We start from the raw sequence: 24,074 nt of genomic DNA on the forward strand, positions 1-24,074 counted from the left end.
CCATCTTCATTCCTCTCAGATCGTTTGGTGAAGTGCAATCCTATTTCCTTCCGAGTCTTCAAATTCTGCCACTGCAAAACCATATTTATCATCAGTTCTTTTGGGATAAAGAACTTTTCCTGAATGCTGAAGAACTTTCTCCAATGTAGCATCAATACTTTCTGTTTTAAAATAAATAATAACCCCATCTTTTGTTGGTTTATAAACATCACCTTTAGCCAAAGCTCCGGTAATTCCACTGTTTTTTTCCTCAAAAGGGAAGAGGGCCATTTCATATTGATCAATAATTTCCTTTTCAAAACTGAAATTGAATACAGCTGAATAAAATTCTTCTGCACGGTTCAGATCATTAACAGGGATTTCAAAATAAACAACGGGGTTGGATGAATTCATGGACGTGGTTTTATCTTTTAAATGATGAAAGTTCCTTTATTTCTTTTTTGAAAATAATTGTTTCAGTTATTGATCGGATTAGAGATCTGGCGATGGAAAGCGGATGTTCAGGAAATTCATGATCATATTTCTCAAGCTCAGATTTATTCATAAGTGTTCCTTGCTTAAAGTCGGGATCATAAGGATCTTCAAACCAATGGGTCATTGTTTCGTCATCTATTTTTACTTCTCCGGCTTCGATCATCTTGTTGAGAATAACAGCATCTCTCATTCCTGTAATGCCAATCTCGTTAGCCTGAATTTTTACCACATAACTGCAGTTTTCAAAAGGAATGGTGATAGAGGCGATATAAATCATTCCAGTTTCCTGCTGAGGAAACTTAATAATGGTCTTTATACAAGGAATATCATGAATATGGATAATATCTGTTTCAATACTGCCACCATTGGAGGAAGCCGCTATATTTCTATAAAACTTTTTCAGATAATCAAGATCTCTTACAGTAGGAAGATCAGGTTCTTTATCAAAATAGTGAAGGACAATCAGGGCAGATTGTTGTGGATTTACCCATCTGATAGCATCATGATCTTCAGAGACTTTTTCCCATCCCTGGTTAGGAATGGTTACAGAATGGAGATTGGCCTTATTTTTTTTCTTCTTCCTGAAAAATTTGAACATGCTTGGTCTTTTAGTTTAAAGATCGTATTATTTTGGCAATTATAATAACTCCACGGAAAAAAAAATTCATGAATTAGATAGAGTTTCTCTATAATAAAAAAAATAGAGTGACTTCTCTATTTTTTATGTAGTTTTGTGAAAATTTTTCAGAATGAAAAAGGAAAAAGTACGTGAAAGAATCATCAGAGTGGCTTCAGACTTATTTTATAAGCAAGGATTTAATTCTACAGGAATTAATCAGATTATTGCTGAAGCTGATATCGCTATTGGTTCGTTGTATAATCATTTTGCATCCAAAAATGATCTTCTTCAGGCTTATCTGATTAAAGAAGAGCAGCATTGGTTCGAAGGTTTGGAGAAGAGTATTGCCCATATTTCAGATCCGAAAGAAAAGATTTCTGCTATGATAGACTATCGTAAAAAACTGCAAAAGTCATCAAAATTTGCAGGATGTCCTTTCATTAAAATTGTTTCTGAGACAGGAGAAGGAAATGCAGCAGTATCTGCCTTTGCAAAAAATCATAAGGAAAAACAAAAGATGATGATCAATAAAATTGTAAAAGAATACAATGAAGAGCATCAATTGCCGGACCACAATATAATCACTGAAAATATATTTCTGCTGATAGAAGGTGCTGTGATAACCTCTACTATTAACAAAAATAATGATTCTTTTGACCAGATCAAAAAAATGATTCAGGGCTTATTACCCTAATTTTTTCACGAAATAAAAAATAGATATATCTATATAAAAATGAAACGTAACTATTTGAAATTATTTGTTATACTTTTTGGTCAGCTATTGACAATAATGGATATTTTCATTATTAATGTCTCTATTCCTTCTATACAGCGTGATATTCAGGCTTCTTATGGAGAAATGCAGCTGATGATAGCCGCTTATCTCATCGGATTTGCTTCTTTTCTGATTACTGGCGGCCGAATGGGAGATGTATATGGGAGAAAAAAGATTTTTATTCTCGGGTTGATTTTCTTTATGGCTAGTTCTATAGCCTGTGGAATTTCAGGAGGAGCAATTCAGCTGATGATTTCAAGACTGGTGCAGGGAATAAGTGCCGGATTGATGGCTCCGCAAGTACTTTCAATGATTCAGATTCTGTTTCCGGAACATGAACAGCGTACTAAAGCAATGGGGTGGTATGGTATTACGATCGGGATCGGAACCATTTCAGGACAGTTTCTTGGGGGATATTTTTCTTCACTAAGAGGTTTTGATGAACCGTGGCGGCTTATTTTCCTGATTAATATTCCAATATGTTTAATGGCTATTTTTTTCAGCCTTTGGAAACTGGAAGAATCCAAAATGAATACAAAGGAATATTTTGATATTGGAGGTGTCTTTCTGTTATCCGTAGGGCTTTTCAGTGCAACGTATGCTCTTACCGCTTCTGAGAAAGAAGGTTTTTCTGTTCAGAATATCTTGTTGGTGGCTATTTCAATTTGTATTTTGATTTACTTCATAAAAAATCAAAAATTGAAATTAAAAAATAAAAGATCATACCTTGTTGATTTTGAATTGTTTCGTTATAAAAATTTCAATCTGGGTATTATTGCTGTTTCCTTCTTTTTTATCATGCTGGATTCTTATTTCTATATTCTCTCTTTATTTTTTCAAAATGGTTTAAAGATGAGTCCTTTGAAAGCAGGGGAAGTGATCGTATTTCAAGGTCTGGGATTTATAATGGCTTCTGCTTTTTCAGTGAAGCTGATTCTGAGATATGGAAAAAAAGCCCTGATAGCAGGACTTTGTTTTATTGTGCTGGTTTTGATCCTTCAGATTATTATGTTCAATAATTATACAGAATTTTACCTGTTTTATCTACTGTTGTTTTTCCATGGAGCAGGAGTGGGCTCTGTAATTCCTTCACTGGCCAGTATTGCTTTTTCTGGAATGCCTGAAAAGCTGACAGGAAACGCCTCCGGAGTCTATAACACCTTTCAGCAGATTGCAGCAATCATAGGAATTGTAGCAGTGGGAAGTGTGTTCTATTATTTTCTCGGAGCAAAACCCATAGTAGAAAATTATCATACTGCTTTTACAATAGCCCTGCTGATTAATATTGTATGCTTAATTATTGTTTTGGCTGCTATTTTTAAAGTACCACATCATGTCCTTCCTAAAAGCAAATAAATAGTTTAATCAAAAGTTTTTCTATAAAACGATTTATCACTTCATTCTAACTAAGGTGCTTTTACTTAGTTTTAAGGTTTTTGGATGAGGTTTTTGTTTCGTCTAAGGTTATTTTGGCAATGTTGCGTGTAATTTCGGTGGGAGAATGGCAATCGCAATTGCTGAGCCCTATTACATAAATGTCTTTTTCAGGAATATAGACTCCCATGCTTTTGAATCCAAATACACTGCCGCCATGTTCACGATCCGGAGTTCCGTTGATGTCTTTCAGATGCCATCCGTAGCCATAGGTGAATTCTTCTCCATTATTAAGTTTATATTTTTGAAAGGCTTTCTGAGTTTCCTGTGGATTTAATAAGATATTTTGATTCAAAGCCTGCTGCCATTTCCATAGATCATCGGCGGTAGACATCAGTGAACCTGAAGAAAAGGGAACACTGAAGCTAATAATCGTCTTATTTACAAAACCATATTCTTTTTTATGATATCCATAAGCTCTTAGAGGGATGATCTTCCGGTCTGAAGCATAATAAGAATGGGTCATTCCGATTGTGTGAAAAATATTTTTTTTAATAAAATTTTCATACGTATCTCCAGAAGTAAGTTCTATGATATATCCCAGAACAACATACCCTGAATTATTGTAATCAAATTTTTCTCCGGGTGCAAAATCAACAGGTTCATTTTTGAAAAAATCAACCATGGCTTTAGGTTCTATTTCTTTTTGGGCAATAGAAGATAAAGTTTTCATCTTTGTAAAATCCTTGATTCCTGAAGTATGGGTAAGAAGATGATGAATAGTAATTTTATCGCCATTCGGATAGTCTGCAATATATTTTGAGACCAGATCACTTACTTTAAGTTTTCCCTGCTGTTCAAGCATTAGAATCGCTACAGCTGTAAATTGTTTGGTCATAGAACCGATCTGAAAAACATTTTCAGGAGTCATGTTGACATCCAGTTCCAGATTGGCTTTTCCAAAGGCTCTCCGATAAAGGTTTTTACCTTTTTGAACTACCATAAAGACACCTCCCGGTTCATCCTGATTTCCAAATCCGGTAAGAATAAGACTGTCTATCTTCTTTTCATATTTTTTTGAGTTGAGTTGTGCACCCATAGAACTGCATATTAGCAGAACCATTAATAAGGTTATTGTTTTTTTAGTAATCATATAATGTATTTTGTAATACAAAGATATGAATTAATTTAATTACCATGTTATACAATATACTAAAGGATATTTAAACTATGTTTTTGTTTTATAATCAGATACAGTAATTTTTTATTTTTCTACAGCGATCAGAAGCATCATAGGTCTTCTGAGTTCATCTTTCATTTCCGGAATTTCCTTTAGCATTTCAGAACTAGGTTCCGGTTCAATGATTTCTATTATTTGAAAGCCCTGTTTCAATAAAGTATTCAGATATGTGGTCAAGGTTCTGTGATATTTAATAACATTTTCTCCTAGAAATGTAGTATTTCTTTTTCCTTCTATAAAATACCTGTCAACAGGCCAGCTTGTTTTTTCTCCATTCTTATCATAGTTCCAGTCCTGGTTTCCTTCAGAAGTAAATACAGGATGTTCCACGGAAAATATAAAATGACCGCCTGAAATCAACCATTGATGAATATTTTGGACAATCGTATCGAATGATTCCACATAGTGCATGGTTAATGAACTTAAAATAATATCAAACTGCTCAACCGGATAATCAACATCTTCCAGGGCTTTTCTTTCATACAGAATACCCTCTAGATTATTGATTTCTTTTGCCCTGTCCAGCATTTTTTCTGAAATGTCAATCCCAATAACCGATTTCGCTCCGTTTTCTATAGCATATCTGCAATGCCAACCAAATCCGCAGCCGATGTCAAGTACATTTTTTCCTTTAAAATCGGGTAACATATTTTTCAGGGCATGCCATTCTCCGGCTCCTTCCAGTCCTAATTGGGAGCGAAGCATTTTCTCATATTGGTCAAAAAAAGACGGATTATCATATTTATTTTCTTTCATAGAACAGATTTAAAGGTTTAAAACCGGAATTAATGAACAATAAATTTACAATTATTAGCTGAAACAGTTTTAAAACACTGATTCAAAAAAAATCCTTTACCGAAATAAAGGATTGACTATATAGAGGTAAAATGATTCTATTTTCTGCCTTCACGAACAGCGCGAATTAAATCTTCGTTTCGTTTATTTGCTCTTTCGTTATTTAAAGACATCACGGCCCAAATCGCTGCCGGGAGCCAGCCAATCAAGGTAATTTGTAAGAAAAAGCATATGATTCCGGTAAGAACTTTTCCTCTAACGATAAAAGATAGAAAGGGAAGGACAACAGCTAAAAACATGATTTAAATTTTTTAAGGTGATGAGATAGTTTTATGGATCAAATGTATTGAATTTTAATCCAATAAAAAAGAGGATCAATTAATCCTCCATATGCTCATTCCATAATTTTTCAGCATAATCTCTGAAAACTTTTGGTCCCTGTTGAAAAGCTTTATCAAAGGTATAAGACCCGCCTTCAAATACAGGTTTACCGTTGTTTTCCATTCCTGTTCGAATTTTTGTTTCCCCACGCATGGCAAATTTTTGTTTTCCTTCATACATGATAACCTTTAAATCCGAAGGACTTACATCTCCTTTACAGGCAATTTCATACATTACCCAGATCTCTGCAATACCGTTTTTATCAAGATCTGTTACACTTAAAGAGTTTTTCTTAAATGCAGCATCTATATCTACCATACAGTCTTTGATAAAGTCATTAACTTTCCATATTTGTTGGTTATTATCCAAAGAATAGCACTGGGCAAATACTTCGGCATCACCACCATCATTTTCATGTTGAAAATTTTCATTGATGTAAACTCCAGTTTCAGAAGTAACAACCATATATTCTCCGGTTGCATCCTTCCATCGGAATCCTTCTTTGAAATTTCCTTTATACTTTAATGATTGAGGGACTTGAGCAGAATCAATTTTTGTAGTGATCAAAGAATCTTTTTTTTCTACCTGATTAACTTCCCGGGATTGACTTTCTGATAAGGAGTCTTTCTTTTCTTTTTTACAGTTTAATAAGAATATAATCGGAAGGCAATAGAGTAGATGCGTTTTTTTCATAGATTATTTTTTGGTCTGATAACAGGGCTCGAACCTGTGTCCTCCCGGTCCAAGAGCCGGGCGCTCTGCCACTGAGCTATATCAGAAATCAGGATAGGTGCAGGGCTCGAACCTGCGTCAACCCGGTTAAAGAGCCGGGTGTTCTGCCACTGAACTAACCTATCCTTTTTATTTTTGTTTCAGAGTTTTCCTGAAAAATATTTGTTTTGTCTTAAGACTTTAGCCAGAAAAGGATTGGAAACAGTTACTCCGTGTACCAGTTCCGGAGTAGGCTTAAATTCATTTACTCCATGAGTGCGGGGAGCAATCCAACCTGATTTTTCGGGATCAATGCCTGCTTCTTTACAGGCGTTGACGATCATTTCTTTGTTACAGAAAGCCCTTTCCTGAAAAACTTCCCACGGCAAAGGTACTACATTCCAAACTTCTGTATTAGGATCAATTTTTCCTCCGGTTGATAAATGCCAGGCAATAACATCCGCAGCCATTAATCGCATTACTTTTCCGAAACAGATATCCTCCAGAATAGAGTCAAGACCAAGGGCATAAATGAGATTCATCCAGTTATCTCGGGCTTTATTCCAGGCTCCGGCGGTATTGTTCCAGGTGGTGGAGTCATTTCCTTTCTTTACAGCCATTGTTTTCCTGTAGATATCGTTCTGATTCCATAGTTCTTCAAGAAAATCGGAAAGTTCCTGTAAAATAGCAGTCCATTTTCCTAAGAGCTTACCCTTTTTTTCATCATTCAGATGTTCTAAAACTTTAGCATCCGTATACATATAGGAAATCGCTTCCCAATGAGTTTCGCCCGGATTTTTCAGGCACCTGTTGAACAACATTTCGCAGATTTCATCAAAGGGTCTTTCCTGACTTTGGTTGGTGAATGTACTTCTGAGATTACTTCTCGCATTGAAATAAGCAATAAAGCAGGCTGTATTCAGATCTTTGCTGAAATTTTCAAAGCTGATGGTATGAGAAAGCCCGTGTTTAGCTATTTTCTGAAGTTCAATCTTCTTTGATTCATGGATGAATTTTTGAAGACGGATTTCAATACGTTTTAAAAGCCTCCATTTCTTGTTGTAATTCCGCTTGGAGATATCTAATCCGGCCAGTTTTCTCAGATCTTTATTAAGCCTGTCACTTTTAAAATTATTTTCTCCAATATCTTTATGGATCAGCGGTGAAACTTCTTTCAGAAATGTTTCAATACCATTGACACTGTGATAACCGGAATTTTCTTTTTCATCAATCTTAAATATTTCAATGGCTTTTTTGATCTGTTTGTCTGCACCGACTGCCTTTCCAAAAGTTTCAAGCATTGAGGTATATCCATAAACACTATTTTTCAGAGAACGGCTGGCTGCTTTACTTAAAGTTGCCAGTTCGTGAATAGCTAATTGACCTCTCATTAATTCAACAATCATTTCCGCAACATCTTCGGGACGGCGGCGCTGATCTAATGATTGATAAAGCTGTTCAATAGTGCTCATATCTTGTTATTTGCTTTTGGTTTTTTTATGAAATTAATTCTTTCAATGTTTTATCTGTTGTCAACAAATCACCCTGAGGAATCTGATGGTTAAGATAAGTAAACAGTAAGTTGGTTACCCAGCTGTTTTCAATATTGTGAATACAGTAAGACGAAATTAATCCAAAGTCATCAGAAATATAAGCTGGCAGCTCAGAAGAGCTGGTAGCTTTGAAAATAGAGATGAAAATTTCCTTTCGGATATGTGTAACAGCATCTTCGGTTTCTTCGTCTATTTCTTTTCCATCCACTGCCTGATAGGCTTTCAGCCATGCATCAGAAAATTCTGAAGAATCTCTGTTGTCGAGGATTTCATCAATCTTTTTAGGGGTAATATTGATAAGAGCAGCTTTTAATGAGTCATTAAAAGCTGCGGCTAATTTATTTAGTTTTTCAATCATAATTTTAATGAGATTGAGGGTCAAAATAAGCTTTAAAAGTAAGCGGATTTTCAATTTTTCCCTCAGCATCTTCCAGATATTCTAAATATTCTGCCTGATGTTTTTCCATATAAATCATAACTATGGCCAGGTTTACGAAAAGGTTTTTATCTTCAGATCCCAGGTTTAAAGCCATTTTTAAATAATCCAAGGCTTTCTCATTTTCGCCCATATCGGAATAAATTGCTCCAATGTTGATGAGTGCAGAAGTATTGTCAGGTTCAATAAGTAAAATTTCATCCAGCTCTTTCACTAAAAGATCATTTAATGTATCCCAATGATCTTCATTCTCCCATCTTTTCGCCTGGAGTTTTTTAACATTTTCGAGTCTTTGTGGTATGTTACTCATCTGTTTTTGAAGTATTGTTGAATGTTTCTTATCCAAAAGCTCTTTTTAATAAACTCTCTACTTTAGGCTCACTTCCTCTGAATGCTTTATACAGTTCCATAGGATCTTTTGTTCCTCCTGAAGACAGAATTACTTTATATTTTGCAGCAATTTCCGGATTGAAAATTCCGTTTTCTTTGAAATACTGGAAAGCATCAGCATCCAAGACCTCTGCCCATTTGTAAGAATAGTATCCTGCGGAATATCCGCCTTGGAAAATATGAGAGAAACTTGGGCTCATCGCTGTTTCAGGATTGATTGGATAAAGTGCTGTAGCTTTGGTGTATTGATCTTCAAACTCTTTTACACTTTTATTCTCCAGCTCCGCAACTTTTGTATGATAGTTCATATCCAGTAAACCAAAACCTAATTGTCTTAAAGTCTGGTAGCCTTCCATAAAGTTTTTAGACTGCTCAATTTTTGCAATTTTTTCGTCAGGAAGAACTTCTCCGGTTTTATAATGTTTTGCGAAGGTTTTCAGGAATTCAGGCTCATAACAGAAGTTTTCCAAAAACTGAGAAGGGAGCTCTACAAAATCCCATTTTACAGAAGTTCCGGATAGATTAGGATATTGAGTATCTGCCATCATTCCGTGAAGGGCATGTCCGAATTCGTGGAATAAAGTAGTTACTTCCTGGAATGTCAGTAAGCTAGGCGTATCTTTTGTAGGTTTGCTGAAGTTGCAGACAATAGAAATATGCGGGCGTGAGTTTTCTCCGTTCTGCTTATACTGATTTTTGTAGCTGGTCATCCATGCGCCGGCTCTTTTCCCTTTTCTTGGGAAATAGTCAGCATATAATAAGGATTTATAAGTTCCGTTCTCCTTTACTTCATAGACTTTTACATCTTCATGGTATTTAGGAATATCGTTTCTTTCTTCAAAGGTTAACCCGAAGAGTTTTCCAGCCAGTCCGAAAACAGCATCCTGTACCTGATCTAACGGGAAGTAAGGTTTGAGTTCTTCATCATTAAGGTCAAATTTCTGCTTACGAAGTTTTTCAGCATAGAAAGCGTGGTCATAGCCTTGCATTTCTTCAATTCCATCAGCTTTTGCCAAAGATTTTAATTCTTCAACTTCTTTATCGGCATAAGGCTTTGCCTTTGTTAAAAGTTCATTTAAAAAATCAAAAACCTTTACCGGAGATTTTGCCATTCTTTCTTCCAATACAAAATCTGCATAATCTTTATAGCCTAAAAGCTCAGCTTTCTGTTGTTTTAATTGAAGAAGTTCTTTAATAAGATTTTGATTATCATATTCTCCGCCATCAAAAGATTTTTTACCATTGGCTAATGCCAGTTCTTTTTTCAGTTCACGGTTCTCAGCATATGTAATGAATGGAATATAACTTGGATATTGTAAAGTAACCACCCATCCTTCAAGATTTCTTTCTTTAGCTTCCTCTGCGTATTGTTCGAGAATTGCTTCCGGAATTCCGGCTAATTGTTCTTTATCTGTAATATGTTTGAAGTAAGCATTCGTAGAAGCCAGTACATTTTGTCCGAATTGCAGAGATTTTATTGAAAGATCCATACTGATCTTCTTTAATTTTTCCTTGTCTTCTTCATTCAGTAAAGCGCCATCTCTTACAAAACCTTTATAGGTCTCATTCAAAAGCATTTCCTGTTCTTCATTGAGATTATATTTTTCCTTTTCATCATACACTTTTTTGATTTTGTTGAAAAGGCCCTCGTTTTGAGAAATTTTAGAAGAATATTCTGTTAAAATCGGAGAAACTTCCTGAGCAATCTGCTGGAGCTCATCACTGGTTTCTGCTGAATTTAAATTGAAAAAGATATTAGAAACCACATCCAGCTGTTCACCGGAATACGCTAATGCCTCAATGACATTTTCAAAAGTAGGAGCATCAGGATTGTCAACAATAGCATTAATTTCTTCTTCAGATTTTTGAATTAATTCCTTGAAAGCGGGAAGATAATCTTCATTTTTAATGTCTCCGAATGGTGCTGAGTGATATGGTGTATTAAATTTTTCTGTTAATATATTCATTTTTCGATTTTTAGTTAAACGTAAATGTAAGAATTCATCGGGGAATCCCAGCTGAAATGCTCAAAAATAATGCCTGAAAGCCAAGGTATGACAAAAATACCTTATCTTTAAATAATCTTGTCCTATGCAAAGAGGGTATGATGTCAGAATATTTAATTTTGAAAACAGATGAGAGACTCATTTTGAAATAAATAACCTTAAATATACAGACTATGAAAACACTCTTAAAATTTATTGGCATTATCATTTTACTGCTTATCGTATATGCTGTTTTTGCCATGTTGGCCTTCAGTAAAGATTATCACTATGAAAAATCTGTTGTCATCAACGCTCCTAAAGAAAAAGTATGGCAATATGCAGGTTCATTAAAAGGATATAATATGTGGGATCCTTTTTCAAAAGAAATAAAAAATATTAAAATTACTTATTCCGGAGAAGGAAATAAAATGGGAGATTCTTATCATTGGAAGGGAGATGATAGCGAAGGAGAACAATCTATTATGGAAATAGTCCCTAATGAAAAATTGGGAACTCAGCTTCATTTTATAAAACCTTTTGAGGGAAATGCTAAAAGTGCTATTGTACTAACTCCTGAAGGTGCCGGAACGAAAGTGACCTGGATGATTGATAATGAACTAAACACTATGATGAAGATCATGAAGCCGATGATGGACAGCAATATGAATAAAATGTTCGGGCAGGGACTGGATGACCTGAAGAAATTATCAGAAAAATAAAATAAGAGCCTTGTAAAAAACTACAGGGCTTTTTTGTGCTGTAATATCAAGGTAGAGAATTGTTCTTGCTGATGGTTTACTTTTTGTAAAATATGAAAAGAGTAAATATTATTCTAAAAATATTATCTTTATATAAAGAAACGATTGTATGGAGAAGATTGTATTTGAAAAAAGTGATATCAGAGACTTTGTAAAAAATACCATTACAGAAAAAATTGAAAAGCTTAAAAACTTCATTGAATTTACTCTGGAAGCGAGTCGTGACATCAAAAAAACACCTAAATATGACAGTATGCGTGAAGAAATGCAGGAGGAAATCTACCAAATGCAGCGGCAGCTAGGTGCTTTAAATGATCTCAAACGGAATATGGGAAAGGTGCTGAATACTTCTACGGATCGGGTTCAGCTAGGTTCTTTAGTGATTACCAATAAAGCCCGTTTCTATATTTCAGTATCGCTAGGCGAATTTTTCTTTGAAGGAGATCGCTTTTACGCCATTTCTTCCGAAAGTCCTATGGCAAAAAAAATGATGGGAATGAAAGCAGGAGATGAGTTTACACTCAACAAAATTCATCAGAAGATTGTTGAAGTGCTATAAGTTTTTATCATCAATAATGAATTTTGCTTCGTAAATGAATGGTGAATCATTGCTATCTACAAAAATTGACAAGCGCAGTGATTGGCTATTCACCATTATCTCTTATTTTATTTCTCCAACCAGAATTACTATTAAATCTTCATCATATCTCCCGCATTTTAACTTACATGTTGTATTTTTGTCTTTATGAATAAAGCAGAAGTTTTAAAAGAAATCATAGAGCAGAGAAGGAGTATTTTCCCAAAAGATTATACGGATGCAGAAATTTCTCAGGAAGTTATTGATGAAATTTTACATTCAGCGACTTTAGCTCCTAACCATAAACGTACTAAGCCTTGGCGTTTCAAAATATTTAAAGGAGAAGAAAAGGCTAAATTAGCTTCAGAAATGCAGGCTATTTATAAAGCTACTCAACCAGAGCAGCTATTCTTAGAAAAAAAATACAATGATATTGGTTTTAAAATCAATAAAGCCAATGTGGTTGTTTCCATTGTTGTTAATTTTAGCGGAATGGTTCCGGAATGGGAAGAAATTGCGGCTACTTCAATGGCCGTTCAGAACATGTATTTGAGCTGTACAGCCAATAATATCGGTTGCTATTGGAGTTCTCCTAAGATTGTTGACCATTTGAAAGAGTCTCTGACGATAGAAGAAAACCAGAAATGCCTGGGGCTTTTCTATATGGGAAATTTGGATTAGCCCTGATTGAGCGGCCTGTTTAAGCTCTTTTTCTTTGTATAAGAAAAAAGCGAGTAGCGAAAGCAGGTTCCCGGCTCCTGAGAAAAGTAATTGAATTTTACAAAACTTTTTACTTGGAGCTTTTTACTTCAAACTTTTTTACTATCTTTGCACTCTTAAATATTTAACTGGGACGAGTTCCCGTAAAATTCAAACATTATGTCAGTAAAAATCAGATTACAAAGACACGGTAAAAAAGGTAAACCTTTCTTCCACATCGTGGTTGCAGATTCTAGAGCTAGAAGAGATGGTAGATTCATCGAGAAACTAGGAACTTACAACCCAATTACTAACCCAGCAACTATCGAGTTGAACGTTGATTCTGCTGTACAGTGGTTAAACAACGGTGCTCAGCCTACTGATACTGCTAGAGCTATTTTATCTTACAAAGGTGCTCTTTACAAAAAACACTTACAAGGTGGTGTTGCTAAAGGAGCTTTTGATCAAGCTGAAGCTGAAAAAAGATTTAGCGCTTGGGTAGAGGCTAAAGAATCTAAAGTACAAGGTAAAGTTGACGGTTTAGCAACTGCTAAATCTGATGCTAAAAAAGCTGCTTTAGAAGCTGAAGTAAAAGTAAATGAAGCTAGAATCGCTGCTGCTGCACAAGCTGAAGCTGATGCTAAAGCTGCTGAAGAAGCTGCAAACGCACCTGCTGAAGAAGTTGCTACAGAAGGAGAAGCTGCTGCTGAAACTGAAGAAAACACTGAAGCTTAAGAACATTTCCTGTTATGCGTAAAGAAGATTGCTATTTGTTGGGGAAAATTACACGCAGACATGGACTTGCGGGCAACGTTATCCTTAAATTGGATACCGACCAGCCTGAGCTTTACAATAAATTGGAATCAATATTCGTTGAAATCAACGGATTATTGGTTCCATTTTTTATTGAAAAATCATCCTGGAGCAAATTAGATGCTCTGAATCTTGCATTCAAAAATGCTTCTGAAGCAATGGTAGACCAGGTTTTAGGTAAAAGTGTTTACCTTCCGCTGGCTTCACTTCCAAAACTTACAGGGAAGCAATTCTATTATCACGAAATCATTGGATTTGAAATTTTTGATGAAAATGATAACAACTGTGGTGTAATCAGATCTGTAAATGATCAAACGGCACAGGTGTATTTCATAACCAATCTGGATGGAAAAGAAGTAGTTATTCCTATGATTAAAGATTGGATTCTTAACGTGGACAGAGAAGAAAGAATGATCAAAATGGTACTTCCTGAAGGCCTTATTGATGTATTCCTGGTTCCCTCTAAAAAAGACGAGTAATTGTTATAAAGAATTATTCTCTCTCATTTTTCTACCATTATTATCTGAAATTATTCTTTACTGATCATTAAAGCGGGTAAAAGATATTCTTCTACCATTTTGTCAACTTGTGAATGGGCATAAGGTTGATTATAAGCTGTAGCTGTAATGACCATCACAACCGGTATATCTGCAAATATAATGATCTTGTTTCCACCATTTCCACTGCATTGATAAGCTTCTAGGTTTTTGTTTCCCATTTTATAAATTTTCCTCCAAAATAAATAACCATAGCCTTCAAAATCTTTATGGTCTGTAAAGTAGTTCGTGAAAGACTTCTTTATCCAATTGGTATTTAAGATCGTTTTTCCGTTCCAGATTCCTTTATTTTTATATAATTGCCCGAATGTTGCAAAATCTAAGGTTCTCATCCGTAAGCCACCTGCTAAAGAAGGCTTTTGTTGAGGAGTAAACTGCCATTTATAGCTTTTGATTCCTAGTGGCTGAAATAATTTTTTATCAGCGTACTCTTTTAATCCTTTAGGAAACGTTTTATCTAAAATATCACCTGTTACTACCACTCCAGCTGTAAAGTAGTTCCAGTTTTTCCCTATTTTATTTTCGGTCATGGGTAAATTCAATGTGAATCTTACCCAATTATCAGTAGGATACATGTTTTCTTCATTTCCTGGAGAGTCTGAGTCTTGATCATTCCCATCAAAACCGGAGCTCATCGTTAGCAGGCTTTTTATGGTAACGCTGTCTTTTCGGGGTGAGTAATTTTCAAATGATTTTACATCATAAAATTCTTTCAGATGCTGATATTCGTTTTTAATAAAGCCTTCTTGGATCGCAATCCCCATCAATGCAGAAGCAAATGTTTTTCCAACCGAACGGGTATCCTGCAAAGAGTCTCTTCCAGACCCATTAAAATATTCTTCCAGAAGAAGCTTTTCGTTTTTAATAACAACAATACTTGTAATATTTTTAAACCTTTCTTCTGCAATTTTTTTATTCAGATTTCTGATGGTTTCAGCATGTATTTTTTCATTTGAAACTTTCCACCCGCTGTTAGCCATGACAGGCTGAAGTGCCATTTGATATTCTGAAATATTTTGTTTAGGAATATTCAGGTTGATTTGCCCTTCTGCAATAACAGGTCCTGTAATTATATTTCCTGTATTCAGATAAGGACGGATTTCAATTTTTAAAGTATGATTTCCGTCTGTCAATGCATCTATTCCGTCGTGTCCCCTATAAAAACGCATCCACAAATATCTACCCCATGAATCTTCATTTTTACTGCTGAGAAGAGGAATTCTTAATGTCGTTTTAAGTTTTTTATTTTCTGAAGTTCCTGCTCCTGTATTGAGATTTTCTTTATAGATCGGTTTTTCATCAACATAGAATGAAAATTGAAAATTTCCTTTTTTAAGAAGATCTTCCACGGTCCAATTGGGTTTAAGCTGATGGAGATAGTTGATCAGTGAGTTGTCAAAAAAAGCATAAATCCCAAGATCACCATTTTCCTGAAAGGTTGAAGAAGTAATCATATCAGAATCTTTCAGGTTTTCAAGGGCAACACTTTTGCTAAGGAAAACAATTTTTCCGGAATATTTTTTCTGAATTGAATTCTCAATTTTTTCAGGATTGACTATATTTTTGCTTTGTCCCTGGTAAAGATGCAGGGTGAAAATAAAAATCAATAATAAAGTTGTTCTCATGGTAAGAAGTATTTAAACAAAAATAATAAACTTCTTTACAGTAAAATAGAATGAAATTAACATTGCTGTTTTATTAGCATGTGTTCTAATTGATTAGAAAGGAAATTGTAAATTTATTTCAGATTTTATTCTGCTTTTATGTATATACCCTTATAGTTACTTTTTAATTCTCGTTGTTCTACTGTTCTCCAGAACGTTTTAGTTTGTATATGTTTAAATTAGAGTAGTAGCTCTATTTTATTATTTTACTAATTTCATTAAGAACTCTTCTGTTATATTTTCGAATTTGACTTTTCCAAAATCCTTTTCAGATTTTGTTACTGATTGGATATCTTTATCAGGATTACTGCGATATGTATATTCTTCACCATATTTGTGCAGGAAAATATTATCATTATCAACTATCTTAAATGTTGTATAAGATTGAACATATAAAAAGCCTTTGCAATATACCTGTTCAATAGTAAAATAATTATTTTTGACACTTGTTTTACTATATTCTCCAATAACGCAATTTTCATCGTTCTTAAAGATAATGTTGTTATTTTCATTTATCTTATCATACTTATTTCCATTTTTAATTTCTACAACTACTGGTAAACCCGCATGTTTTTCAGAGTTTTTATTTTTATTATCTTCTAAAACGGAAATTCTAAACTCTTTGCCATTTGCTTTCATTTCTGTTGTATCTAAAACATAAGTTTGAAAAGTTGAATTTTCTTTATCTACCTTAGATGATTTGAAACTTTTAATAGCAAGTGTATATATTTTATCATTACACTTTTTAATATCATCAAGATATTTTGGAATTTCTTTTTTACTTTCAATACCATCAGAGATAAAATTCCATATACTTCGTTGTTGTTCTATTGTATATTCATTCAATATTTTACAAACTAATAATGGGTTTTCAGAAAAATATTTTTCTAAATTCATTTGCAAAAAATTTTCTGCATCAGCATTCCAATAGCCATTAATAGCTAAATTGAATAACTTTTTATTATAAGAAGGATTTTTATTAATAGATTTAAAAAACAATTGAATATAATCATAAGATTCCTTATAAAGAGGCATTCCTTTTTCTTTTGAATCATCATATCCAAATGTTTCTTGAAATTGCAAAAAAGAATTAGGAAATAAATTAATAAATTTTATTTCATTTTCTTTACTATTCTTTTCTTTTGCATTATGAAAGTAAATTTTCAATGAATCAATTTGTACTTTTTTCTGAATTATATCATTATCCAGAGCTTTATTTGAACCATCATTATTTTGACCGGACGAATTGCATCCAGTAAATAATAAGAATATTACAAAAAAATATATTTTCATTTTTTTTAAAATTGTTCAGTTATTATAAACATTACATCTTCAATCTTTTGCGCATTCCAGAGCAATATCCGTTAATGAAGATGACGAATGAAGAAGTTCCATTGCTTTATTAATCTTTAGTTTTCGGAGGTATTCTCCCAGATTGCAATGAAAATATTTATGAAAATCTCGGCTTAAATGAATAGGGTGGATATTCAACGTTTTAGAAAGTTCAGTCAGATTCGGAGTTTCAGTAACATTTTCATGTAAGATTTCATTAATCTGGCCTACCCATAAAGGTTTTGTTTCTTTGATTTCCTTCTCATAAGTTAATTGACTAAAAAGATGTACTAATAATTGATCGATAGCCATTTCAAGAGATGGATCATTGATTTTTGTTTCTTTAAAAATCAGATGTACCAATAATTTGAAGGCTGGATTTTTTATATTGAAACTGCCTTCAACTTTGTTTTTCTGAATATCAAAACGGTCAAACCAATTTTGACTGATTTCTATATGGAAGCCTCTGGTAAAAACATCTGGTTTACTATTATAGTGCGGATCTTCCCAATGATGATATAATAGAGTTCCTGGTGAGCACCCGTATATTTCTTTCTGGTTTCCTTCTGTCATATTGCCCTGAAGGAGGAAGGTAAAATAAGCATTCTCGTGATAATGCCAGTCTACATAAGGATGGGTATATATTGTATCTGTGATGGTTAATCCTTCTAAATTGACCATTCGGTTGGTCTCACCAAAATATTCTCCCTTGCGAAGTGTATTCATGATAAGTTAAGTTTTAATTGGTCAATCTGTTCATACATTGTATTAAAGAACATTTTCCTTTCCCGGTTTCCGGATTCATTCAATGATCTTGAATTCTTGATCTGATGTTCGAAATAACTCAATGAATCTTCACAGGTTATTTTATCATTGGTCATCATATACCCGAACATGCTGAACGGGATAAAAAAAGAACACTGCTGTTCATTCTTAAATAAAATGCTATTGTTGAGTATCACAAGATCGTTGATGTAAATCTGAAAGTTAGATTTTTCCAGTGTTTTACTTTCCAATTCCATCAGCAGGTTTTTGAGATCCTCAAGAATCAATTCAATATCATTTTTATTCAGTAAACGCATTTCATAATAAAAAGAAATCAGTCTTAATGCGCTCATGATTGTTGTGTCATTCCAGATTTCTGTAACGTTTTGTTTGTCATATAAATCTTTGAGCATATCATTTTTTACCGAGTGATATTGCATATTAAAATCCTGAAAAGGGCTTAAAAACTTATCCTGATTCAATAAGTTCATCCATACATAAAATTTAAAGCGGGATAAAACAGAATCTGAAATGGTATAAAAGAAGGGAATATCCTTGGCAGAATAATAAACTTTTGAGTGGGTAACATCCTGAAAAACATTCAGAATCTTAAGAGAGTTTTCGAAATAATTTAAGAGATCCTCAGTATTCCTTACCGGCTGTGTTCTCTGAACCACCAATTGATTTTCTGTTCCCAGAAACTGATCTAATGATATTTGATAATATTTGGCGAGCTCCAGGGCCTCTTCAAAACTGAATTTCGCCTTCAGTGAAGTTCTTCGATGGGCCGCATCATAACTGATATTAAGAATATTGGCTATTTCATCATTTAATGATCTGTCACCTATTTTTCTCCGGATTTCTTTTAATAAAGCTTCCTGATGCATGGTTTGTGATTTTCACAAATGTAATATTTTTTGAGAACAAATTTTTTTTGAAAATATCCTTATCCATATGTTTTGCGATTTTCACAAATAGTATAAATTTTTTAATTTTTTTTCACATTCAATACTCTGCCTTCTGCTGATAATTTTGAAATATAATTTTAAAATTAAGAGTTATGAAAACAAAGATTTTAGTGATCTGCTTCTTTTTATTACAAGAAGCAATATATTCACAGGACTCACTTGCAGCAATAAAAAGTAAGATAGTTTCATTGACCCCTTTGAGTTCAAAAGTAAAAGAAGTAAATGGAGTTGCCATAGGATTAGGCGGAAGCTTAATAGAAAATTACGCGGGACAAACTCAGAAAATTAATGGGTTAAATTTAGAACCTAACCCTTTAGGATTTCTAATGTGGATGTTTGCTGATCCAGCTAAACAAAGAGATGATGGGACTCTTCTCATAATAAACGGACTTACAGTTTCTACAGCAGGATATGGTAAAAAAATAATTCATCACGGGGTATCTGTTTCTCTTTATAATTATGGAAAAAAAGTAAGCGGGATTTCGGTAACAGGGTGGGCGAATTCTTTAGACCAAGGGAATGGTGTTTTAATTTCCGTAATGGGAAATGACATAACTGCAATGAAAGGCTTAAGTGTATCTGCTTTTAACACGTCGGAGAAAATGAAGGGATTGCAGATAGGGATTCATAATTATTCAAATGAAATGGAAGGAGTTCAAATAGGTGTTATTAACAGATCTAAAAAAGTGAAAGGATTACAGATTGGAATATGGAACAAAAATGATAAGAGAAGTTTACCCCTCATTAATTTTTAAGAATAAAGTCATGAAAAATATACCTTATTTATTGATCTTATCCCGTTTTATTACAGCTTTTGTGATTCTGTATCTGGGATATTTTGTAGGAGAATCAGCACGTCAACCTATTCTGATCCTCATGTATTTTGGATTGTTTACTGATATTTTTGACGGGATTATTGCCAGAAAAACAGGTGTTTCTTCAGAAAAATTAAGAAGATTGGATAGCCAGACTGATCTTATTTTCTGGCTTTCACTAGGAGCAGCTTCTTATTTTCTCAATCCGGATCTTATTATCAATGAATGGAAGAGTATTCTGTTGATCTTCATCATGGAAGCATTATGTTATATCGTAAGCATCTGGAAGTTTGGAAAAGAAACCTGTACTCATGCATTTTTAGCTAAAATGTGGGGCTTGAGTCTTTTATTGGCCTTTACTTATCTGATAGGTTTTCAGAAAACAGGCTGGACCTTTGATCTGGCAGTAATTCTTGGATTGATATCTCATGTAGATGTTATTTTTATCATACTATTTCTTCCCCAATGGCAATATGATGTCCCAAGTTGTTATCACGCCTGGAAAATGAGGAAAGGAAAACAGAGGAGAAAAACAATTTTTTTTAATTAATTCCTATTTAAAACAGCATTTTTAATTAAATAATTGATAAATCATTTTTTAATTAATACAGCGTAATATTTAAATTGCGCTGTTTTTTGTAACTTTGCACTCACTAACAATCAGGAAGATTTATGTTAAAAAAAATTACGTATTGTCTATTTACATTATTTATTTTTATTGGATGTGCTAATTTACCTTCAACGGATATTCCGCAAAATTTTAATGAAAATGATACGCAAGGAATGGTTATTGGAGCCTTTTCGATAAAAAATGAAAAACCTATTTTTAATGGATACGGATTATATCATAACATAATTGGGGGGAAAGACAAACTGAATGGAGAGGATAGATTGTGGATTGTTCCGGAACAGATGGTAAAAATGAAATTGAAACCTGATTTTTTTGATGGCGAGAAAGGTGTTTATTATTTTGCATTCAAAAAACCAGCAGGAGATTATCATTTCAATGCCATTACCTTATTTAGAAACGGAGGTTTATATTCAAGCAATGCTGCGATGAAAATAGATTTTCCCTTCACTGTAGAAAAAGGGAAGATTACTTATGTAGGAGAAATATATTTAGACTACAAAAATCAAAATGTAACTCAAAATATACTTTCAGAAAGAGATTTTCCGAAACTAAAAGAAAAGTTTCAAAGCATAGACTGGGACAAATTATTAAGATAAAATCAGGATAAATAAAATCCTTTAAAACAAATGAAAAAGCAAACGATCAAAGAAATCCTAAAGGATTACAAGAAAGTATTACATCATGACATTACAGTTTACGGATGGGTAAGATCATTCCGTGCTAATCGCTTTATTGCACTTAATGATGGTTCTACGATTAATAATTTGCAGATAGTTGTTGATTTCGAAAATTTTGATGAAGAGATCATCAAAAATATTAGTACAGCTTCTTCTCTTAAAGTGGTAGGTGAAGTAGTGGAAAGCCAGGGAGCAGGACAATCTGTAGAAATTGTTGCTAAAAAAATTATTATTTTAGGAGATAACTTTACAGAAGAGCTTCAAAGTACCATTCTTCAGCCTAAGAAACATAGCCTAGAGAAACTTCGTGAGCAGGCACACCTAAGATTCAGAACAAACTTATTTGGGGCAGTTTTCAGAGTACGTCATGCGGTAAGTTTTGCAGTTCACTCATTCTTCAACCAAAACCAGTTCTTCTATATCAATACTCCTGTTATTACTGGAGCAGATGCTGAAGGAGCAGGAGAAATGTTCGGAGTTACCAACTTTGATCTAAACAATATGCCAAGAACTGAAGAAGGGGAAATTGATTTCGCTCAAGACTTCTTTGGTAAGAAAACCAACCTTACCGTTTCTGGGCAGCTTGAAGGGGAAACTGCTGCGATGGGATTAGGTAGAATCTATACGTTCGGACCTACTTTCCGTGCTGAGAACTCAAACACTACAAGACACCTTGCAGAATTCTGGATGATTGAGCCGGAAGTTGCTTTCAACAACCTTGAAGATAACATTGATCTTGCAGAAGATTTCTTAAAATATGTAATTCAGTATGTATTGGATCACTGCAAAGACGATCTTGAATTCTTAGACAATCGTTTTGCTGAAGAACAAAAGACAAAACCAGAAAAAGAAAGAGCAAAAGAAGGTCTTATTGAGAAACTTGAAAATGTAATTGCTAAACGTTTTAAGCGTGTAAGCTATACAGAAGCTATCGAGATTTTAATGAACTCAAAAGAGAACAAAAAAGGCAAATTCGCTTACCCTGTTGAAAACTGGGGCACAGATCTTCAGTCTGAGCATGAAAGATTCTTGGTTGAAAAACATTTTGAATGCCCGGTAGTATTATTCGATTATCCGAAAGAAATCAAAGCTTTCTATATGAAGCTGAACGAAGACAACAAAACAGTTGCTGCAATGGATGTTCTTTTCCCAGGTATCGGTGAAATCATCGGTGGATCTGAAAGAGAAGCAAGATTAGACGTTTTAAAACAGAAAATGGCAGATATGCATGTAGATGAGCACGAACTTTGGTGGTATTTAGACACTAGAAAATTCGGTTCTGTACCCCATGCAGGTTTCGGTTTAGGATTAGAAAGACTCGTTCTTTTTGTAACGGGAATGACGAACATCAGAGATGTAATTCCTTTCCCAAGAACGCCGAAAAGCGCTGAATTCTAGAATCATAAAAAAAAGCCTTAAACATTTGTTTAAGGCTTTTTTTATTTTTCAATAGTTTATTATGTAAAAAGTATAAAGCAAAAATCATGCTAAATGTATTTTTTATCAAATAAATTTATTAAATTCGTAGAATATGTTATGTTAAAACGCCAATATTAATATGCTTAAACAACACTTACAACTCAAATTAGGACAGAAGCTGGCCCCTCAGCAGATCCAGCTTATGAAGCTTATTCAGCTTCATACTCTTGAATTTGAAGAGGAGTTGGAGAGAGAGTTAGAAGAAAACCCTGCTTTGGAAATTGTAAAAGAGGATTCTAAGGAAGATGATTATTCTTCCCTGGAAGATGCTTATCAGGATGAGGGTACGGAAAGCATTGAAACAGATTTCGACGTTAATGAATATCTTTATGACGACGAACCAAGTTATAAGACTGCGTCCAGCAACTACTCTCCGGATGATGAAGAATTTGACAATGAAAGTCTTTTAACAGAAGGACAGTCTTTATATGATTACCTGACAGAACAGATTCACCTGGTTAATATCAATGAAGAAGATCTGAAGATTGCAGAATACCTGATTGGTAATCTTGATACTGACGGATATCTGAGAAGAGAGATCAAATCTATCGTAGATGATCTTGCTTTCTCACAGGGAATTTATACGACTAAGGAAAGAGTAGAGGATATTCTTGAAAATTATGTTCAGAAGCTGGATCCGCCTGGAGTGGGTGCCAGAGGTCTTCAGGAATGTTTATTACTACAGATTGAAAAGAAAGTAAGCGCTGATAAAGCGGTTTCTTTAGCCGCCAATATTCTGAGATATCAGTTTGATGCTTTAACCAATAAGCATTATAATAAGATTATTCAAAAGTATGATATTGAGGAGGAAGATCTGAAAGATGCGTTGGAGGAAATTTCAAAGCTATCACCAAAAGTGGGTGGAAACTTCGATACTCAAACGATTACCATCAACCAGGAAATTATTCCGGATTTTGTCATTCAGGTGAAGGATGGGCAGGTGATTCCTATGCTTAATAGCAAGAATGCTCCTACATTAAGAGTTTCTGAAGAATATAAAGACATTCTTACAACCTATTCACATGATAAAAACTCTTCTGAGCACAAGCAGGCTGCTTTGTTTATCAAGCAGAAATTAGATGCAGCCAAATGGTATATTGATGCGATTAATCAGCGTCAGAATACTTTGTTGCAGACCATTACAGCCATAGTGAAGTTCCAGAAAGATTATTTTATCACTGGTGATGAAAAGTCTCTGAAGCCAATGATCTTAAAGGATGTAGCAGATATTACCGGATTTGATATTTCTACCATTTCAAGAGTGGTAAAAAGTAAATATGCAGATACACCCAACGGGATTGTTTACCTTAAAGATTTGTTCTCAGACAGTTTAACCAATGATGACGGTGAAGAGGTTTCTACTAAAGAGATCAAAACCCACCTTCAGGAAGTTATCAGCAAAGAGAATAAGAGAAAGCCATTGACGGATGATGCTTTGGTAGTGATTTTAAAAGAGCAAGGATATAATATTGCCAGAAGAACGATCGCAAAATATCGTGAACAGCTTAATATTCCTGTTGCAAGATTAAGAAAAGAACTTTAATAATAAAAAAGCATTTCAAAAATGAAATGCTTTTTTATTTTGGTTAAATCTTTCAACAAAAAT

Annotated in this window: 26 protein-coding genes and 2 tRNA genes; 12 read left to right on the plus strand and 16 right to left on the minus strand. The window is 34.0% G+C overall.

Annotated elements, in window-relative coordinates; translation table 11 throughout:
- Positions 1-15: 15 nt before the first annotated feature.
- Together AC3HD6_RS00505 and AC3HD6_RS00510 are read right to left on the minus strand one after the other, a co-directional pair.
- Positions 16-393: a VOC family protein gene (locus tag AC3HD6_RS00505; RefSeq protein WP_488894582.1), complete on the minus strand. Its 378-nt coding sequence runs from the start codon at positions 391-393 to the stop codon at positions 16-18.
- 10 nt (positions 394-403) lie between these two features.
- Complete coding sequence (locus AC3HD6_RS00510) at positions 404-1,072, minus strand: hypothetical protein (protein ID WP_488894583.1); 669 nt, start codon at positions 1,070-1,072, stop codon at positions 404-406.
- A 151-nt stretch (positions 1,073-1,223) separates the two neighbouring features.
- Here AC3HD6_RS00510 and AC3HD6_RS00515 point away from each other — a divergent pair, with 151 nt between their 5' ends.
- On the plus strand, positions 1,224-1,787 hold the full coding sequence (locus AC3HD6_RS00515) for a TetR/AcrR family transcriptional regulator (protein ID WP_488894584.1): 564 nt from the start codon (positions 1,224-1,226) through the stop codon (positions 1,785-1,787).
- A 39-nt stretch (positions 1,788-1,826) separates the two neighbouring features.
- Positions 1,827-3,224 (plus strand): MFS transporter, encoded by a 1,398-nt coding sequence (locus AC3HD6_RS00520; protein WP_488894585.1) that lies wholly within the window; start codon positions 1,827-1,829, stop codon positions 3,222-3,224.
- Between the two features lie 61 nt (positions 3,225-3,285).
- Here AC3HD6_RS00520 and AC3HD6_RS00525 read toward each other — a convergent pair whose 3' ends face one another.
- The 10 genes from AC3HD6_RS00525 to AC3HD6_RS00570 form a co-directional block, all read right to left on the minus strand.
- Positions 3,286-4,395 (minus strand): serine hydrolase domain-containing protein, encoded by a 1,110-nt coding sequence (locus AC3HD6_RS00525; RefSeq protein WP_488894586.1) that lies wholly within the window; start codon positions 4,393-4,395, stop codon positions 3,286-3,288.
- Positions 4,396-4,506: 111 nt separating this feature from the next.
- The gene (locus tag AC3HD6_RS00530) at positions 4,507-5,238 is read right to left on the minus strand and encodes a class I SAM-dependent methyltransferase (RefSeq protein ID WP_488894587.1); all 732 of its coding nucleotides are present in this window, start codon (positions 5,236-5,238) and stop codon (positions 4,507-4,509) included.
- Positions 5,239-5,375: 137 nt separating this feature from the next.
- Positions 5,376-5,576, minus strand: a complete 201-nt coding sequence (locus AC3HD6_RS00535) for a YqaE/Pmp3 family membrane protein (RefSeq protein ID WP_228407666.1) — start codon at positions 5,574-5,576, stop codon at positions 5,376-5,378.
- 79 nt (positions 5,577-5,655) lie between these two features.
- A complete protein-coding gene (locus AC3HD6_RS00540) occupies positions 5,656-6,351 on the minus strand; it encodes a M949_RS01915 family surface polysaccharide biosynthesis protein (protein ID WP_488894588.1) in 696 nt (231 codons plus the stop codon).
- Between the two features lie 13 nt (positions 6,352-6,364).
- A tRNA-Lys gene (locus AC3HD6_RS00545) sits at positions 6,365-6,437 on the minus strand.
- A 4-nt stretch (positions 6,438-6,441) separates the two neighbouring features.
- Positions 6,442-6,516, minus strand: a tRNA-Lys gene (locus AC3HD6_RS00550).
- Positions 6,517-6,530: 14 nt separating this feature from the next.
- The gene (locus AC3HD6_RS00555) at positions 6,531-7,841 is read right to left on the minus strand and encodes a hypothetical protein (RefSeq protein ID WP_488894589.1); all 1,311 of its coding nucleotides are present in this window, start codon (positions 7,839-7,841) and stop codon (positions 6,531-6,533) included.
- Positions 7,842-7,866: 25 nt separating this feature from the next.
- Positions 7,867-8,280, minus strand: a complete 414-nt coding sequence (locus tag AC3HD6_RS00560; protein ID WP_488894590.1) for a hypothetical protein — start codon at positions 8,278-8,280, stop codon at positions 7,867-7,869.
- Positions 8,281-8,284: 4 nt separating this feature from the next.
- Positions 8,285-8,668 carry a hypothetical protein gene (locus tag AC3HD6_RS00565; protein ID WP_488894591.1) on the minus strand — a complete coding sequence of 128 codons (384 nt, stop codon included), beginning with the start codon at positions 8,666-8,668 and terminating at the stop codon, positions 8,285-8,287.
- Between the two features lie 28 nt (positions 8,669-8,696).
- Complete coding sequence (locus tag AC3HD6_RS00570) at positions 8,697-10,715, minus strand: M3 family metallopeptidase (RefSeq protein WP_488894592.1); 2,019 nt, start codon at positions 10,713-10,715, stop codon at positions 8,697-8,699.
- Positions 10,716-10,927: 212 nt separating this feature from the next.
- Between AC3HD6_RS00570 and AC3HD6_RS00575 the strand changes: the two genes are divergently transcribed.
- The 5 genes from AC3HD6_RS00575 to rimM all read left to right on the plus strand — a co-directional run bounded on the left by AC3HD6_RS00575 (position 10,928) and on the right by rimM (position 14,059).
- The gene (locus AC3HD6_RS00575; RefSeq protein ID WP_488894593.1) at positions 10,928-11,452 is read left to right on the plus strand and encodes an SRPBCC family protein; all 525 of its coding nucleotides are present in this window, start codon (positions 10,928-10,930) and stop codon (positions 11,450-11,452) included.
- A gap of 148 nt (positions 11,453-11,600) precedes the next feature.
- Entirely contained in the window at positions 11,601-12,050 is a 450-nt protein-coding gene (locus AC3HD6_RS00580; protein ID WP_068944435.1) for a hypothetical protein, read from the plus strand.
- A gap of 186 nt (positions 12,051-12,236) precedes the next feature.
- Positions 12,237-12,749, plus strand: coding sequence for a nitroreductase family protein (locus AC3HD6_RS00585; RefSeq protein ID WP_488894594.1), 513 nt, complete (start codon positions 12,237-12,239; stop codon positions 12,747-12,749).
- Positions 12,750-12,947: 198 nt separating this feature from the next.
- Complete coding sequence (locus AC3HD6_RS00590; protein WP_488894595.1) at positions 12,948-13,502, plus strand: 30S ribosomal protein S16; 555 nt, start codon at positions 12,948-12,950, stop codon at positions 13,500-13,502.
- Positions 13,503-13,516: 14 nt separating this feature from the next.
- Positions 13,517-14,059, plus strand: a complete 543-nt coding sequence (gene rimM / locus AC3HD6_RS00595; protein ID WP_488894596.1) for a ribosome maturation factor RimM — start codon at positions 13,517-13,519, stop codon at positions 14,057-14,059.
- A gap of 50 nt (positions 14,060-14,109) precedes the next feature.
- On the opposite strand, the gene AC3HD6_RS00600 is transcribed toward rimM, so the two are convergent.
- The 4 genes from AC3HD6_RS00600 to AC3HD6_RS00615 all read right to left on the minus strand — a co-directional run bounded on the left by AC3HD6_RS00600 (position 14,110) and on the right by AC3HD6_RS00615 (position 18,785).
- Complete coding sequence (locus tag AC3HD6_RS00600; protein WP_488894597.1) at positions 14,110-15,762, minus strand: serine hydrolase domain-containing protein; 1,653 nt, start codon at positions 15,760-15,762, stop codon at positions 14,110-14,112.
- A 240-nt stretch (positions 15,763-16,002) separates the two neighbouring features.
- Complete coding sequence (locus AC3HD6_RS00605) at positions 16,003-17,094, minus strand: hypothetical protein (RefSeq protein ID WP_488894598.1); 1,092 nt, start codon at positions 17,092-17,094, stop codon at positions 16,003-16,005.
- Between the two features lie 39 nt (positions 17,095-17,133).
- Positions 17,134-17,859, minus strand: a complete 726-nt coding sequence (locus AC3HD6_RS00610; protein WP_488894599.1) for a helix-turn-helix transcriptional regulator — start codon at positions 17,857-17,859, stop codon at positions 17,134-17,136.
- Positions 17,856-18,785, minus strand: coding sequence for a helix-turn-helix domain-containing protein (locus AC3HD6_RS00615; protein ID WP_488894600.1), 930 nt, complete (start codon positions 18,783-18,785; stop codon positions 17,856-17,858). The genes AC3HD6_RS00610 and AC3HD6_RS00615 overlap by 4 nt, the downstream gene beginning before the upstream one ends.
- 173 nt (positions 18,786-18,958) lie before the next feature.
- Here AC3HD6_RS00615 and AC3HD6_RS00620 point away from each other — a divergent pair, with 173 nt between their 5' ends.
- The 5 genes from AC3HD6_RS00620 (at position 18,959) to rpoN (ending at position 24,011) form a co-directional block, all read left to right on the plus strand.
- The gene (locus AC3HD6_RS00620) at positions 18,959-19,621 is read left to right on the plus strand and encodes an LA_2272 family surface repeat-containing protein (RefSeq protein WP_488894601.1); all 663 of its coding nucleotides are present in this window, start codon (positions 18,959-18,961) and stop codon (positions 19,619-19,621) included.
- A 10-nt stretch (positions 19,622-19,631) separates the two neighbouring features.
- The gene (locus tag AC3HD6_RS00625; protein ID WP_488894602.1) at positions 19,632-20,231 is read left to right on the plus strand and encodes a CDP-alcohol phosphatidyltransferase family protein; all 600 of its coding nucleotides are present in this window, start codon (positions 19,632-19,634) and stop codon (positions 20,229-20,231) included.
- 122 nt (positions 20,232-20,353) lie between these two features.
- Positions 20,354-20,908: a hypothetical protein gene (locus AC3HD6_RS00630; protein ID WP_488894603.1), complete on the plus strand. Its 555-nt coding sequence runs from the start codon at positions 20,354-20,356 to the stop codon at positions 20,906-20,908.
- A gap of 30 nt (positions 20,909-20,938) precedes the next feature.
- A complete protein-coding gene (gene asnS, locus AC3HD6_RS00635) occupies positions 20,939-22,387 on the plus strand; it encodes an asparagine--tRNA ligase (protein WP_488894604.1) in 1,449 nt (482 codons plus the stop codon).
- Positions 22,388-22,547: 160 nt separating this feature from the next.
- Positions 22,548-24,011: an RNA polymerase factor sigma-54 gene (gene rpoN / locus AC3HD6_RS00640; RefSeq protein WP_488894605.1), complete on the plus strand. Its 1,464-nt coding sequence runs from the start codon at positions 22,548-22,550 to the stop codon at positions 24,009-24,011.
- Positions 24,012-24,074: the final 63 nt, after the last annotated feature.

Source organism: Chryseobacterium sp. II3a, assembly GCF_057815135.1.

Bases quoted from the DNA above. Each gene is read 5' to 3' on its own strand.
- AC3HD6_RS00505 (WP_488894582.1), bottom strand. From the start codon at position 393: ATGAATTCATCCAACCCCGTTGTTTATTTTGAAATCCCTGTTAATGAT.
- AC3HD6_RS00510 (WP_488894583.1), bottom strand. From the start codon at position 1,072: ATGTTCAAATTTTTCAGGAAGAAGAAAAAAAATAAGGCCAATCTCCAT.
- AC3HD6_RS00515 (WP_488894584.1), top strand. From the start codon at position 1,224: ATGAAAAAGGAAAAAGTACGTGAAAGAATCATCAGAGTGGCTTCAGAC.
- AC3HD6_RS00520 (WP_488894585.1), top strand. From the start codon at position 1,827: ATGAAACGTAACTATTTGAAATTATTTGTTATACTTTTTGGTCAGCTA.
- AC3HD6_RS00525 (WP_488894586.1), bottom strand. From the start codon at position 4,395: ATGATTACTAAAAAAACAATAACCTTATTAATGGTTCTGCTAATATGC.
- AC3HD6_RS00530 (WP_488894587.1), bottom strand. From the start codon at position 5,238: ATGAAAGAAAATAAATATGATAATCCGTCTTTTTTTGACCAATATGAG.
- AC3HD6_RS00535 (WP_228407666.1), bottom strand. From the start codon at position 5,576: ATGTTTTTAGCTGTTGTCCTTCCCTTTCTATCTTTTATCGTTAGAGGA.
- AC3HD6_RS00540 (WP_488894588.1), bottom strand. From the start codon at position 6,351: ATGAAAAAAACGCATCTACTCTATTGCCTTCCGATTATATTCTTATTA.
- AC3HD6_RS00555 (WP_488894589.1), bottom strand. From the start codon at position 7,841: ATGAGCACTATTGAACAGCTTTATCAATCATTAGATCAGCGCCGCCGT.
- AC3HD6_RS00560 (WP_488894590.1), bottom strand. From the start codon at position 8,280: ATGATTGAAAAACTAAATAAATTAGCCGCAGCTTTTAATGACTCATTA.
- AC3HD6_RS00565 (WP_488894591.1), bottom strand. From the start codon at position 8,668: ATGAGTAACATACCACAAAGACTCGAAAATGTTAAAAAACTCCAGGCG.
- AC3HD6_RS00570 (WP_488894592.1), bottom strand. From the start codon at position 10,715: ATGAATATATTAACAGAAAAATTTAATACACCATATCACTCAGCACCA.
- AC3HD6_RS00575 (WP_488894593.1), top strand. From the start codon at position 10,928: ATGAAAACACTCTTAAAATTTATTGGCATTATCATTTTACTGCTTATC.
- AC3HD6_RS00580 (WP_068944435.1), top strand. From the start codon at position 11,601: ATGGAGAAGATTGTATTTGAAAAAAGTGATATCAGAGACTTTGTAAAA.
- AC3HD6_RS00585 (WP_488894594.1), top strand. From the start codon at position 12,237: ATGAATAAAGCAGAAGTTTTAAAAGAAATCATAGAGCAGAGAAGGAGT.
- AC3HD6_RS00590 (WP_488894595.1), top strand. From the start codon at position 12,948: ATGTCAGTAAAAATCAGATTACAAAGACACGGTAAAAAAGGTAAACCT.
- rimM (WP_488894596.1), top strand. From the start codon at position 13,517: ATGCGTAAAGAAGATTGCTATTTGTTGGGGAAAATTACACGCAGACAT.
- AC3HD6_RS00600 (WP_488894597.1), bottom strand. From the start codon at position 15,762: ATGAGAACAACTTTATTATTGATTTTTATTTTCACCCTGCATCTTTAC.
- AC3HD6_RS00605 (WP_488894598.1), bottom strand. From the start codon at position 17,094: ATGAAAATATATTTTTTTGTAATATTCTTATTATTTACTGGATGCAAT.
- AC3HD6_RS00610 (WP_488894599.1), bottom strand. From the start codon at position 17,859: ATGAATACACTTCGCAAGGGAGAATATTTTGGTGAGACCAACCGAATG.
- AC3HD6_RS00615 (WP_488894600.1), bottom strand. From the start codon at position 18,785: ATGCATCAGGAAGCTTTATTAAAAGAAATCCGGAGAAAAATAGGTGAC.
- AC3HD6_RS00620 (WP_488894601.1), top strand. From the start codon at position 18,959: ATGAAAACAAAGATTTTAGTGATCTGCTTCTTTTTATTACAAGAAGCA.
- AC3HD6_RS00625 (WP_488894602.1), top strand. From the start codon at position 19,632: ATGAAAAATATACCTTATTTATTGATCTTATCCCGTTTTATTACAGCT.
- AC3HD6_RS00630 (WP_488894603.1), top strand. From the start codon at position 20,354: ATGTTAAAAAAAATTACGTATTGTCTATTTACATTATTTATTTTTATT.
- asnS (WP_488894604.1), top strand. From the start codon at position 20,939: ATGAAAAAGCAAACGATCAAAGAAATCCTAAAGGATTACAAGAAAGTA.
- rpoN (WP_488894605.1), top strand. From the start codon at position 22,548: ATGCTTAAACAACACTTACAACTCAAATTAGGACAGAAGCTGGCCCCT.